Raw genomic sequence first — 15,303 nt, 5'->3', positions numbered from 1 at the left:
ATGTGCACTCCGCGAAGCGGGGAGGGCCAGTATCCGCAAGCCATAGCGGATTAGTTGATTAGGCACCCGAAAATTTTTGGCGAGAATATGCGTGAAATCGCCCGCGAAACCGCTACGGTAAGGGCCGTTATACGCCGGTTGTAAGAACCTGACCGCCACCCCGGTAGGGGTCACCCGCGAAGGACACCGTATGAGTTTTGCGGTACTGGCACCCGAGGTCAACTCCGCGCGGATGTTCCTCGGCGCGGGGTCAGGATCGATGTTGGCATCCGCGGCGGCCTGGGATGGATTGGCCGCCGAGTTGGCTTCAGCGGCAGCCTCTTTCGGCTCGGTGACCGTCGAACTGCTGGATTCCGCTTGGCAGAGCCCGGCGGCGGTGGCCATGACAGGCGCCGCCGCACCCTATCTGGGTTGGTTGAGATCGGCGGCGGCGCAGGCCGGCGAAGCGGCGGGTCACGCCCGGTTAGCCGCAGCCGCGTTCGAGGCAGCGCGGGCCGCGACGGTGCATCCGGGGGTAGTGGCCGCCAACCGCGCTCAACTGCTGTCGCTGGTGCGGTCGAATCTGCTCGGTCTGAACACGCCGGCGATCGCGGCGATCGAGGCGCAGTACGAGGGCATGTGGGCGCAGGATGTGGCCGCCATGTTCGGCTACTATTCCGGAGCTTCTGCCGTGGTTTCGGGCCTGACGCCGTTCAGCCTGCCGCTGCCCGGCCTGGCGGATGCGGCGGCGAGCGTGGCGGGCGCATCGAGCGTCCTTGCCGCGGCGGCGAATGCCGCCGGCGCACAACTCGCGGGCACGATGTCGCCGGGCGGGGCTGCATCTGCCGCCGCCAATGCTGCTGCCGCCCTTCCCTTCACCATCAATGTTGGCCTGACGAATCTCGGGGTCGGCAATCTCGGCAACGCCAACCTCGGCAACTACAACGTCGGCAGCGCGAACATCGGCTCCGGAAACTTCGGGCCGGGCAACATCGGTTTCGGAAACATCGGTTTCGGCAATAGTGCTACGTCGCTGACCGGGGCCATCCACAACATCGGCTTCGGCAACAGCGGCAGTAACAACATCGGGTTCGGCAACACCGGCGACGGCAACATCGGCTTCGGCAACACCGGCAACGGCAACGTCGGTATCGGGCTAACCGGCAACGGGATGAGTGGGTTCGGTGGACTGAACTCCGGCACGGGCAACCGTGGCTTGTTCAACTCGGGCACCAACAACACCGGCTTGTTCAATTCGGGGTCCGAAAACTTCGGTCTCGGCAACTCCGGCATCTTCAACACCGGTATTGGCAACTCCGGCATCGCCAACACCGGCTTTTTCAACCCCGGAATTGCCAACACGGGATTCGGCAACTCGGGCAACTACAACACGGGCAACTTCAACTCCGGCAACAGCAACACGGGCGGCTTCAACACCGGGAGCTACAACACCGGTTGGCTCAACACCGGTAACTACAACACCGGCCTGGCAAACACTGGCAACGTCAATACCGGCGCGTTTATCACCGGCGACTACAGCAACGGTCTTTTCTGGCGGGGCGACTACCAGGGCTTGATCACCGGATCCCCGGGCATCGGCAACTCCACCACCGTCCCTTCGTCCGGATTCTTCAACGACGGCGACGGCAGCGCTTCGGGCTTTTTCAACTCCGGAGGCAACGTTTCGGGCCTGTTCAATACATCGACGGGGTTCCTCGGCCTCTCGGGCCTGGCGAACACCGGCGTGGCTGTCTCCGGTCTGTCCATCACCGGCAACACCATCTCGGGCCTTTTCAACGACGCTTACCCGGAGGACCTCACAACGCCCAACTATGTGTCCGGTGTGGCCAACACCGGACCGTTCATTTCGGGCCTATTCGGTGGCACCTCGGCCCCAACCAGCAACACCGGCTTCGCCAACGTCGGTCAACAGAACACCGGTATCGCCAACGTCGGCGATTTCAACACCGGGATCGGCAACGTCGGCAATGAAAACACCGGAGGCGGAAACGACGGCCAGGACAACATCGGTTTCGGCAACAAGGGCACGTCGAATACCGGTCTCGGCAACGTCGGCAACCAAAACGTCGGTAGCGGAAACCTGGGCGACTTCAACACCGGCTTGGGGAACCTCGGCGATTACAACAGCGGCCTGGGGAACCTGGGCAACAACAACACCGGGTTCGGCAACAACGGCGTCGGCAACATCGGTTTTGGGAACACGGGCAGCGGCAACATCGGAATCGGGCTGTCTGGAACGGGTTTGGTCGGCTTCGGAGCCCTGAACACGGGCAGCGGCAACCTTGGCCTGTTCAACTCCGGCACCAACAACATCGGCCTGTTCAACTCCGGCACCAACAACATCGGGATCGGAAACGCGGGCACCGGCAACTGGGGCATCGGCAACCCCGGCATCGGCAATACCGGCTACGGAAACGCCGGCAACTTCAACACGGGCTGGTTCAACGGCGGTGTCGTGAACACCGGCTTCGCCAACGTGGGCAACTACAACACGGGTGGCGGCAACGTCGGCAACTTCAATACCGGCGCCTTCGATCCCGGCGATTACAACACCGGCGGCTTCAACCCCGGCAACACCAACACGGGCTTTTTGAACATAGGCAATTACAACAACAGCATTCTCGCCGCTGGCGATGGTGCGGGCCAGATCGCTATCGACCTCGCGATCACCATTCCCGACATCAACTTCGATATTCAAATGTTCACGCCCGTCCACGAAGTGATGCAATTCGGCGGAGACATACTCACATTGCCGGGTGGCGAGCAAACGATCGCAATCTGGCTTTCGCCGCCACCCGACCCGCTGACGTTGACCCTGGGACCCGTCAACCTATCGAGTTCCACGATCAATCTTCCCTTGGTGACACTCACTATTGGCGGCCCGAATACCGGCGTGGGCGTCAGTATGACCGGCGCCTTTCAGGGTGGCACCATTCAGCTGCTCAAGGTCGAACCCAAGCCGGGATTCTTCAATTCGACCACCCTGCCGTCGTCGGGATTCTTCAACAACGGCATCGGTGGCGCGTCCGGCTTCTTCAATTCCGGCGCGAACCTCTCCGGCCTACAAAACGTGGGTGCGCTGTCGTCCGGCTGGGCAAACCTCGGCAACACCGTCTCGGGCATCTACAACACCAGCACGGCCAACCTCGCGACGGCGGCCAATCTCTCCGGACTGGCGAACCTCGGTAGAGACGTGGCCGGCGCCGTCCGCGACGCCAACGGCGTGTTCATCAACCTGGGCCTGGCGAACGCCGGCCAGTTGAACCTGGGCAATGGGAACTTCGGCAGCGGAAACCTGGGCAACGGAAACATCGGCGGCGCCAACATCGGCAGCGGAAACATCGGTGCCACGAACTTCGGCAGCGGAAACATCGGGTTCGGGAACATCGGCTTCGGCAACAGCGGCCCCTCGTTGACCGCGGCCATCCACAACATCGGGTTCGGCAACACCGGCAGCGACAACGTCGGCTTCGGCAACACCGGTACCAACAACATCGGCTTCGGTAACACCGGTACCGGCAACATCGGCATCGGGCTCACCGGCGATCGCCAAATCGGCTTCGGGAACTGGAACACCGGCAGCGGCAACGTCGGCTTCTTCAACTCAGGCACCAACAACGTCGGCCTGTTCAACTCGGGCAACGGGAACTTCGGCATCGGCAACTCCGGGAGCTATAACACCGGCTTCGGCAACGCCGGCGATTCCAACACTGGCTTGTTCAACACCGGCTTCGTCAACACCGGCATCGCCAACGCGGGTTCCTACAACACCGGCGGCTACAACATCGGCAGTACTAACACCGGCGGCGCCAACCCAGGCAGCTACAACACCGGCTGGTTCAACGCCGGCAACTTCAACACCGGCCTGGCGAACTCCGGCAACATCAATACCGGGGGCTTCATCTCGGGCAACATGAGCAACGGATGGTTCTGGCGGGGCGACGAGCAAGGCCTGATGGGCGGCAACTACACGCTCCATATTCCCGAAATGCCTGGGCACATGACCGTGCACGTCCCCATCAATATCCCTATCACGGCGACCGCCACCGGTGGCCTCTACAACGGAATTTTTATTGCCAGCGTCCCCTTCGATCTCAGTTTTGAACTATTCGGAGAGCAATTCAGCCTGGTTGACGGGTTTATCAACTCCGTCACAATCCCTCCGATCGCATTTAACCTCTCGCTGTTGAGTGTCAGCATTGGTAACCCGAACGGTTCGACAGGGCTCTACGTGCCAGCCACTTTCGGCATCAAATCCGTCGACTGGACCGTCTACAACCAGCCGTTCAGCCCCGGATTTTTCAACTCCAGCACCGGCCCCTCCTCGGGATTCTTCAACGGCGGTATCGGCGGCAATTCGGGCTTCGGAAACTTCGGCGCGAACAACTCGGGTTTCCAGAACATTTCTTCCGAAATTCTCGGGAATTCAGGCCTTCGGAATTACGGCGCCCTGCAATCGGGCATACAAAACCTGGGCAACACGGTATCGGGTGTGTTCAACACCAGCTCGCTGGACTTTGCGACGGCGGCCCGCCTCTCCGGCATATCGAACGTCGGCAGCAACCTGGCGGGCCTGTTCCGCAACGCCTTCGTCGGGGGCACGAACTTCAACCTGGGCCTCGGAAACGAAGGCGGGCTCAACCTCGGCTTGGCAAACGTCGGGGACTTCAACGTCGGCCTCGGGAATGTCGGCAACTACAACCTCGGTAGCGGCAACATCGGCAGCCAGAACTTCGGCAGTGGCAACATCGGAAGCTTCAACATCGGCTTCGGCAACAGCGGGCCCGCGCTGACGGCAGCCCTGAACAACATCGGGATCGGCAACACCGGCAGCAACAACTTCGGCTTCGGCAACTTCGGCGACGGCAACATCGGCTTCGGCAACACCGGCAGCGGCAACATCGGCATCGGCCTCACCGGCAACAACCAGTACGGCTTCGGAGACTGGACCTCCGGCAGCGGCAATATCGGCCTGTTCAACTCGGGCACCAACAACATCGGCTTCTTCAACTCGGGCACCGGAAACTTCGGCATCGGAAACTCCGGCAACTACAACACCGGCTTCGGCAACACCGGCAGCACCAACACCGGCCTGTTCAACACCGGCAGTGTCAACACCGGGATCGGTAACGCGGGCAACCTCAACACCGGCAGCTACAACCCCGGCAACACCAACACCGGAGGCTTCAACCCGGGCAGCTACAACACCGGATGGTTCAACACCGGCAACTACAACACCGGCTTGGGCAACACGGGCAACGTCAACACCGGCTTCTTAAATGCCGGCAGCTACAACAACGGCATCGGATGGCGGGCCGACTACCAAGGCCTGGTCAGCCTCAACGCGACCACGATCATCCCCGACAGCGCTGTTCCGTTCGAGTTCGACGTGCCGATTCACCTGTCCGTACCGATCGGCGCCGTACTTCCCACCATCACGATCTCGAGCTTCACCATTCCGCAACTGACGGTTGACCTCGACACCATCATCGGCGACGCCGACCTAGTCATCACCTCAATCGGTTTCCCACAGCTGACCATCGGCCTCCCCTTCATCGGTATCAACATCGGCACGCCCGTAGGGGCGGTCGGGCCGTTGATCCACATCACCGGCGATGGTCGGCTGCTCCCCATCACATTCACGGGCATCGACATCAAGCCGGCGCCGGGCTTCGGGAACTCGACCACCAGCCCGTCATCGGGCTTCTTCAATTCCGGAAATGGCAGCTCTTCGGGCTTTATGAACATCGGTGCCAACGCATCCGGCCTCCTCAACCTTGCGTCCGGCACTTCAGGAATCTCGGGCTACAAAGTCTTCGGCGATCTCATATCGGGCGTTTCGAATCTGGGCAACACCGTCTCGGGTCTGTTCAACACCAGCTCCGCCACCGACCTGTTCACCACACCCGCCTTTGTCTCCGGGGCCGGCAACATCGGCACCAACCTGGCGGGCTTCCTGCGCAGCACCGCGACAGGTTCGTTGTTCAATGTGGGCTTCGCCGATCTCGGCCAGTCGAACGTGGGCAGCGGAAACATCGGCGATTTCAACCTCGGTAACGGAAACATCGGCGGCTACAACGTCGGCAGCGGAAACATCGGCAGCCAGAACTTCGGCAGCGGCAACATCGGCAGCTTCAACATCGGGTTCGGCAACAGCGGGCCCGCGCTGACGGCAGCCCTGAACAACATCGGGATCGGCAACACCGGCAGCAACAACTTCGGCTTCGGCAACTTCGGCGACGGCAACATCGGCTTCGGCAACACCGGCAGCGGCAACATCGGCATCGGCCTGAGCGGCAACAACCAGGTCGGCTTCGGGAACTGGAACTCCGGCAGCGGCAACGTCGGCCTGTTCAACTCCGGCACCGACAACATCGGCTTCTTCAACTCGGGCACCGGAAACTTCGGCATCGGCAACTCCGGCAGCCACAACACCGGCTTCGGCAATGCGGGCGATTTCAACACCGGCTTCTTCAACACCGGCAGCGTCAACACCGGGATCGCGAACGCGGGCAGTTACAACACCGGCAGCTACAACGTCGGCAGCACCAACACCGGCAGCTTCAACCCAGGCAGCTACAACACCGGATGGTTCAACACCGGCAACTACAACACCGGCGTGGGCAACTCGGGCAACGTGAACACCGGCGCCTTCAATACCGGCAGCTACAACAACGGGTTCATCTGGCGGGATGACTACCAGGGCCTGATCGGCTTCGACTACACCGTGACGATCCCGGAATTCCCCGCCGCCAACATCGACATCAGCATTCCGCTCAACATCCCCATCAACGTCAACCTCGGCAGCTTCCGGTTTTACGGCTTCAGTTTGGACCCGATCCACGTCAATTTCTCGGGTCCCATATGGACATACGCCGACGCCTACGTCAGCTCTATTCAAATCCCGACGATCACGGGCACCCTGCCCACGATTACCGCGAACATCGGGAGCCCGGACGGTTCAACGGCGCTCAACATTGCCATTCGCAGCACGGCAGGCCCCATCCGCATCCCGCTCATCCACATCCCGGCGACCCCTGGCTTCGGAAATCACACCACCAGCCCGTCGTCGGGCTTTTTCAACAGCGGCGCCGGTGGCGTATCGGGCTTCTGGAACGTCGGTGCCAATGCATCCGGCATGTTCAACTGGGAAGCGTTGGGGAGCTCCGGCCTCAACAATGTCGGCACGCTGGCGTCGGGCTTCTCCAACTTGGGCAACACCCTTTCGGGTTTCTTCAACAGCAGCTCCGCCGCCAACCTGTCTACGACGCCGGCCAACATGTCGGGGATGTACAACGCCGGCATTGACATTGCTGGCTTGTTCCGCAACGGCGCGTCCGGGTCAACGTTGAACCTGGGCCTGGCCGACCTCGGGCAATTCAGCCTGGGCGGCGGAAATATCGGCGATTTCAACCTGGGCAACGGAAACATCGGCGGCTACAACGTCGGCAGCGGCAACATCGGCAGCCAGAACTTCGGCAGCGGGAATATCGGCAGCTTCAACATCGGCTTCGGCAACAGCGGGCCCGGGTTGACGGCAGCCCTGAACAACATCGGGTTCGGCAACACCGGCAGCAACAACTTCGGCTTCGGCAACTTCGGCGACGGCAACATCGGCTTCGGCAACACCGGTAGTGGCAACATCGGCATTGGGCTGAGCGGCAACAACCAGGTCGGCTTCGGGAACTGGAACTCCGGCAGCGGCAACGTCGGCCTGTTCAACTCCGGCAGCGGCAACGTCGGGTTCTTCAACTCGGGCACCGGAAACTTCGGCATCGGCAACTCCGGCAACTACAACACCGGCTTCTTCAACACCGGCAGCGTCAACACCGGTTTCTTCAACACCGGCCTGGTCAATACCGGGATCGCCAACGCTGGCAGCTACAACACCGGCGCCTACAACATCGGCAGCACCAACACCGGCAGCTTCAACCCGGGCAGCTACAACACCGGTTGGTTCAACATCGGCGACTACAACACCGGCTTGGGCAACTCGGGCGACGTCAACACCGGCGTCTTCAACATGGGCAGCTACAACAACGGCCTCCTTTGGCGGGGCGAGTACCGGGGCGTCCTCACCGGCGGCTACCAGATCACGATCGACGAAATTCCTTTCGCGTTCGACGTTCGCGCACCGATCAACATCCCGATCACCGCCACCATCACCAGCGTGTCAATGTCGGCCATCAACATTCCGCAGATCACCATCAGAGGCCTCGGCGAAGCCTTCGGCTACCTCGACGTCATCGACTTCAACATCACCATCGGCACCATCAGCATCCACGGCGGCGGCGCCGACGCCCCAGCGACGACACCCATCACGATCGACTTTGGCAGCCAACCCCCGGTCAACACCGTGTCGCTCAACATCGGCGCCCATGACGGTTCGACCGTCATCGCCATCGTGGGCGGCGGCGGAATGGGCCCCATCACGATTCCGGTCATCAACATTCCGGCTACACCGGGCTTCTTCAACACCACGACGACTCCGTCGTCGGGATTCTTCAACGTTGGCACCGGCGGCCTGTCGGGCTTCTTCAATTTCGGCGCCGGCAGCTCGGGTTTGTTCAACTACGCGACCGGAATCCTGGGGAACTCGGGAATTCAAAACTACGGTTCGCTGCAATCCGGCCTAGCCAACCTAGGCAACAGCATCTCGGGTGTGCTCAACACCGGCCTAGGCTTGGGCACGCCCGACAACGGCTCCGGCTTCAGCAATGTCGGCAACAGCTTGGCCGGCTTGTTCCAGAACGGCACCACCGGAACGACCACCTTCAGCCTCGGCCTGGGCAATTTCGGTTCCCTGAACATCGGCAACGGGAACATCGGCGGCTTCAACTTCGGTAATGGCAACGTCGGCAGCTACAACGTGGGTAGCGGCAACATCGGCGGATACAACTTCGGTGGCGGCAACTTCGGCAGCGACAACTTCGGCGGCGGCAACATCGGCAGCGGAAACATCGGGTTCGGAAACGCCGGTCCGGCGCTGACGGCGGCCATCCAGAACGTCGGCATCGGCAACACCGGCAGCTTCAACTTCGGCTTCGGCAACACCGGAAACGGGAACATCGGCTTCGCCAACACGGGCACCGGCAACATCGGCATCGGCCTCACGGGGAACAACCAAGTCGGCATCGGTGGCTTGAATTCGGGCAGCGGCAACATCGGTCTGTTCAACTCGGGCACCGGCAACGTCGGGTTCTTCAACTCGGGCACCGGCAACTGGGGCATTGGCAACTCCGGCACCTACAACACCGGCATCGGCAACACCGGCAGCACCAACACGGGCTTCTTCAACACCGGGCTGGTCAACACCGGCATCGGCAACGCGGGCAATTTCAACACCGGCTTCTTCAACGCCGGCAGCACCAACACCGGCAGCTTCAACCCGGGCAGCTACAACACCGGTGACTTCAATGTCGGCGACTACAACACCGGCTGGTTCAACACCGGCGATTCCAATACGGGCATTGCCAACTCCGGCAACGTCAACACGGGCGCATTCATCTCGGGCAGCTACAGCAACGGCTTCCTGTGGAGAGGCGACTACCAAGGCCTCTTTGGCTTCGGCTTCGAGTACACGATGCCCGAAATCACCTACCACTACGAGGTACCGATCAACATCGAGGTACCTATCACGGGTGTCGTCGACGCCATTACAGCGGGCGCGTTCACCTATTCGATCCCGATACACATCCAAGCCTCAACGGTGCTCGGGATCCGAATCGAGTACGGCGACAGCAACGTTGGGCCCGTCACGTTCAACCTGAACACGGTGCAACCCGAAACCCCGATCGACTACCTGTTCACCAACGTCGTCAATCTCGTCGGCAACGGTGGTACCGGCCCCGTCACGTTCGGCTTCAACTTCGCGGGGGGCCCCGGCTTCTTTAACTCGGGCGACACCCCGTCGTCCGGCTTCTTCAATTCCGGGGGCGGCGCGTCCGGCTTCTTCAACAACGCCGCCGGCGCCGTGTCCGGCGTCGGGAACCGCTTCGCCCAGATGTCGGGCTTGTTCAACGCCGGTGGCATCAACGTATCGGGCTTCCAAAACTTCGGCACGTTCGAGTCGGGCTGGGCAAACCTCGGCAACTTCGTGTCGGGCGCGTTCAACACCAGCTTCTTCAACTTCGCCACGCAGGCGTTCAACTCCGGTTTCGGGAACTTCGGAGTGCGGTTGGCCGGCTTGCTCAATACCGGTACGGGGCCCTAGTCGGCGGGCGGTAGTCGGCTTGCTCTGGTGCTATACCGGCACGGGAACTTCGGAGTGCGGTTGGCCGGCTTGCTCAATACCGGTACGGGGCCCTAGTCGGCGGGCGGTAGTCGGCTTGCTCTGGTGCTGTACCGGCAGCGGACGGACGCGACTGGTCACATCCGCCCCATTAGCCCGGATTTTTCGTGAAACGTTGTGAGTTTCGGGGTGTAGATATGCGAAAGTGCCTGTCCTGCAAGGAATAATTGGACTTCTCTAGGGTTCAGTCGTTCCAGCGGGAAGGCACCTCGCAGGTGAAGAATATCGCGGTCGGGTCGCGGGTGAAAGTTTCCGCCGACGGTTATGGTGTCGTGTCGCATGCCGGGATGGCCATGGTGCGTGAGCTCGCGGACCGCAGCGGGTTATCGGCGCAGGTCACCGCCGCGTTGGCAGATACCTACCGGGGCCCGTGGGTGTATGCGCCCGGGGAGGTGTTCGCTGATCTGGCTGCCGCGGTCGCCGATGGGGCGGACTGCATCGACGCGGTCGGACAACTGTGCGGCGACCGTGAGCATGTCCTGGGTGCCAAAGCCTCCACGACCACGATGTGGCGGCTAATCGATGAGCGCATCGATGCTTCGCACCTACCGCGGGTGCGTGCCGCCCGGAGCGTGTCAAGTTTTCTGTGTAAGTCGCCTGTTTGGTTTTCTTGTTAGTCGTCGAGTTATAGGTACCGCTCGATGCGGTCTGGGTAGACCAGCGAGAGTTGTTCGAGTGCCTTCTTCCAGTTGGTGACCACCTGTCCTTCCACGAGACGTCCGGGCGCTGTTCGGCAACGTTTCTGGGCGTATTTTTTGGCCCGTTCGGCGGCGCGTTTGTCCTCGATGTTGCAGATGGCCAGCCAGAGGAGTTTGACCACGGCGGCATCGTTGGGGAACTGGCCTCGGGTCTTGATGACCTTGCGCAACTGGTAGTTCAGCGATTCGATCGCGTTCGTCGTAAATGACCCGGCGCAACTCGGGCGCAAACGCCAGGAAGGGGGTGAACTGCTCCCACGAACGATCGAAAACCCTGGTCACCGTCGGATTTTTCTTGCCTAACTCCGACGTGGTGAACGCATCGAGTTCGGCACGGGCAGCCTCAGCATCCGCCGCGGTGTAGACCGGTTTGAGGGCTGCGGCCACGGCTTTGCGGTCGCTGTAGGACACGAACCGCAGCGCGTTGCGCAGCAGATGCACCACACAGGTCTGCACGGCGGCCTGCGACCAGGTGGCCGCGATCGCCTCGGGAAAGCCGGTCAGCCCGTCGCAGCACACGATCAGCACGTCGCGAACGCCGCGATTGGCCAGATCGGCACACACTGAGGCCCAAAACGCCGCTCCTTCGTTCTGCTGGACCCAGATGCCCAGCACGTGCTTGATCCCGGCCATATCGACGCCTACGGCGATATGAGCGGCCTTGTTGCGGGTGTGGCCGCCGTCTTTGACCTTGACCACGATCGCGTCGAGGTAGACCACCGGGTAAATCGGGTCCAGCGGCCGACGCTGCCAGGCCAGGACCTCCTCGGAGATCTCATCGACGATCTTGGAGATCGTCTCGTGCGAAACATCGGTTCCGATCGTCGAGGCAAGATGAAATTGAATGTCGCGCAACGTCATTCCACCGGCGTACAGCGAGATGATCATGTCATCGAGCCCGCCGAGACGACGGGCGCCCTTGGGCACCAGCCGTGGAGTGAACGAGCCGTCGCGATCGCGCGGCACCTCCAACGGGACGGGGCGGCCTCGGTCTGCACCGTCTTCGGTGAGGTGCCATTGCGGGCATTGGGCAGCGCACGCCCCGCCGGGTCGCCCTTCTCATAACCCAGATGATCAGTCAGCTCAGCAGCCAGCCCACGCTCCAAGGCGAGCTTGATCAACCCTGGCAACAAACCACCCTCACCGGTCAACGCAACCTCGCCGGAATCGACCTGAGCCAGCAAATCGTCCACCACGCCCGACGCCCGAAGCGCCTCGGCCATCTCCACCGTGGACTCCACCTCACCTAGCGCCAAATCTTCGTCCTTGCCCGTCGCCATGTCCTGAGATCCTTCCGTCAGGACTTACACAGACGATCTGACACCCCCGCCGCCCGGGCTGCGGCCCGCGCAGCGGCCTGGGCCGCCGGCGCCGCCCCCGCACCGGGTGGCTGGTTGCACATCGACATCGACGCCACCCTGGTCCTCGATCATTCCGATAACAAGGAGAAGGCAGGGGCGACCTGGAAAAAGACCTACGGTCACCACCCGCTGCTGGCCTTCGTGGACCGCCCCGAGATCGCCGGCGGGGAAGCGCTGGCCGGCCTACTGCGCCCCGGTGGCGCGGGCTCCAACACCGCAGCTGACCACGTCAGTGTCCTAGCGCAGGCACTGGCCGGCCTGCCGGCGCGATGGCGGCCGGACCCCGATCATCGCGACGACCCCGACAAGCCGGCGGTGCTGGTGCGCTGCGACACCGCCGGGGCCACCCACGACTTCGCCGACGCCTGCCGCGCCGCGGGCGTGGGGTTCTCCTTCGGCTACCCCGTGGATTGGCGGGTGCAGGACGCTGTGGACACTCTCAACATCGGGCAGTGCTGGTATCCGGCGATCGACACCGACGGTGGTATCCGCGAGGGCGCCTGGGTCGCCGAGGCCACCAACCTGGTCAACCTGTCATCGTGGCCGGCGGGGACCCGGCTGATCCTGCGCAAGGAAAGGCCCCATCCGGGTGCGCAGTTGCGGTTCACCGACGCCGACGGGATGCGGGTCACCGCGTTCATCACCGACACACCGCCCGGTGTGGTCGCCGGCCAGGTGGCAGGTCTGGAACTACGCCACCGCCAACACGCCCGCGTCGAAGACCGCATCCGCGAACTCAAAGCCACCGGCCTGCGCAACCTGCCGTGTCAGGCATTCGACGCCAACGCCGCCTGGCTGGAAATCGTCTTGGCCGCAGCCGATCTGGTCACCTGGTGCCAGCTCATCGGATTCACCGGCCACCCCGGCCTGACCCGTGCCGAGATCGCTACCTTCCGCTACCGAGTCCTGCACGTCGCAGCCCGCATCACCCGCGGCGCCCGCCGAACCCGACTACGCATCGACGCCACCTGGCGATGGGCCGCAGCCATCGCCACCGCATGGCAACACATCCGCACCGCCTTCGGTTGACCGACAACCCAGCTGACCAACCGAGCACGAAAGACCACCGGCCCTGGGAAAGCCCGCCAACCCGGCGACACGGGACAACCCCAACACGCCCTAAACCACACAAACCCCAGACACCACGCACCCCATCGCCAAGTCCGACCGAAATCACCCTCGACGAAAAATCGAGGTTAGTCTCTGCCGGAGACGGGTGTCTTCGCGCCCGGCTTTGAGCGACAATCGTTAAGACATAGGCGATTTGCCGCTTAGAGGCCCTTCGCTTGTAGCGCTTTCATCAGCGCGGGGCGCCTGCCATAGTCTTGTCGGATCTTGGCTATGTACTTTGCGAAATCAGCGCTGCGGCCGCCTCTTTCATACAACTTGGCCATCGTTGCCAACCTGGCGGCAATATCCGGGTACAGCTTGCAGTTTGGGTACAGCAAATCCTTTTCGAGCTGCGGCCGGTACAGATCCGCAGCGGCTACCGGCCGAGCCTCCGCACCTTGCGCGACGAGTTCCTTCCACGCCCAGCCGGGACCATAACAATCCGCCGCGTCCCACGCGGGGTCCACGTCTCCCTCACTCAGGGAGAGCTGGACCAGGACCGACCCCGCATAGGGGCCGGCAGCCAGTTCTCGTGCATGGTTGAACGCCCAGTCACGTTCGGTCTCGGCGCGGCCGACCGCGGCGGCGAACTCCTGCAGCGACCGGTAGCTGCGGCCCTCGGGCCGTCGGACGAAATCGGCACGTAGAACGGCGATTGCGTCGTCGATGCGGCCGATTCCCCGGTACGTTTCGGCGACGTAGCTCGGGCTCAACCAATAATCATTTCCGCCGCCATGACTGCTAATCCGCCCTTCGACGACAGCCCGATCGACCCAGCCCACCACCTCGTCGCCACGCCCGGCATCCCGCAGGCGGGCAATGATCGCACCGTACAGCGGGTGCTCGCCTTCGCTCAGCAACCCGATAGCCCGATCGAGATCGCCATCATGATCGGCGAGCTCCAACAGCATGGTGTCGACTTCAAAACGGCTGAAGTGGTCCAGACCTGCCTGCTGACGGTCCAAATCCTCGACCGCCGCGCGGTAGGTCGCGAGAGCATCATCGTCAAAAGCGTCGACAAAATCCGCGAGCCGCAATGTCGGCCATCCTGGCGAGCCGGCACGGAACGCTGCCAGCCACTGGGCAACTTCGGTTGGATCCGGTTGCCCGAGCCGACACGCCTGCGCATAAAGGTCAGCTGCCCGCTGGCATTCATCCCCGATGACGCCAGCCGAGTCGTCGGCCTCCCCGGTGACCGTGCGCAATAGGGTGACCGCGTATTGCAGTGCCGGACGTACGATTTCGGCGGCGCCTGCGTTTAGCTGGCTCTCCAGCTCGTCGAGCACGTGGCTAGCGACTGCCGCGGCCGCGAACGACTCGCGATAGTCGACAAATCCTCGGAATTCCAAAGCGTTTCGCACATACGCTTCGAACTCCTTTTTCGCCGTTGCGTCGTCACCAGACGTGGCCGTAGCGCGGACTTCCAGCATGCGGCGCACCTCGTCGTCACGTTCGGCGAGGGTCAGCACGAGTTCGCGAAGCTCCTCGACGTCCATGGCCTGCACGGTCGCTTCCAGCGCCGAGACCGCCGAAATGGCGTCGTCGGCCGCACCGCTGTCGATCACGGCTAGACCGACGGCCACCAGGTGCTTACAGAGATGGCCGCCGGCGGCGTGCGGGCACGTGCAGAAACCATCTGGCTCCGAACCGGACCAGTCGAGCTCCACGGCGTAGACCTGCTTGCCCTGGACCGATGCGTAAGCCCTTTCTGTCGCGACTCGAAGTCCTCGGACATAGCGGACATAGCCCAAGCCGCGGCCGAAGACGCGGTCGCCCGCAAGGCTTACCAGCGCGCTCTCCGACAACGACATACGGACATGGTGCCCGATCGACCGGGCGGAAG

General features: G+C 62.5%; 2 protein-coding genes and 3 pseudogenes. 3 read left to right on the top strand and 2 right to left on the bottom strand.

The genetic code is table 11. The features are described 5' to 3' along the window. The first annotated feature begins 190 nt into the window (after positions 1 to 190). Together G6N68_RS12360 and G6N68_RS12355 are read left to right on the top strand one after the other, a co-directional pair. On the top strand, positions 191 to 10,213 hold the full coding sequence (locus G6N68_RS12360) for a PPE family protein (protein WP_163712231.1): 10,023 nt from the start codon (positions 191 to 193) through the stop codon (positions 10,211 to 10,213). A gap of 293 nt (positions 10,214 to 10,506) precedes the next feature. Beyond that, positions 10,507 to 10,863, top strand: a pseudogene (locus G6N68_RS12355) (transposase); the annotation flags it as partial. Between the two features lie 53 nt (positions 10,864 to 10,916). On the opposite strand, the pseudogene G6N68_RS12350 reads toward G6N68_RS12355, so the two are convergent. Next, a pseudogene (locus G6N68_RS12350) lies at positions 10,917 to 12,269 on the bottom strand (IS256 family transposase). 48 nt (positions 12,270 to 12,317) lie between these two features. Between G6N68_RS12350 and G6N68_RS12345 the strand changes: the two are divergent. Then, positions 12,318 to 13,379 (top strand): annotated as a pseudogene (locus G6N68_RS12345) (IS1380 family transposase); the annotation flags it as partial. 242 nt (positions 13,380 to 13,621) lie between these two features. Here the strand turns inward: G6N68_RS12345 and G6N68_RS12340 are convergent. Beyond that, positions 13,622 to 15,271 (bottom strand): SWIM zinc finger family protein, encoded by a 1,650-nt coding sequence (locus tag G6N68_RS12340; protein WP_163712228.1) that lies wholly within the window; start codon positions 15,269 to 15,271, stop codon positions 13,622 to 13,624. Between the last annotated feature and the right edge of the window lie 32 nt (positions 15,272 to 15,303).

It is taken from the genome of Mycobacterium bourgelatii, from assembly GCF_010723575.1.
GTDB lineage: Bacteria > Actinomycetota > Actinomycetes > Mycobacteriales > Mycobacteriaceae > Mycobacterium > Mycobacterium bourgelatii.
Note: the sequence above shows the minus strand (reverse complement) of the source record. Positions and strands in the feature narration are given on the sequence as shown.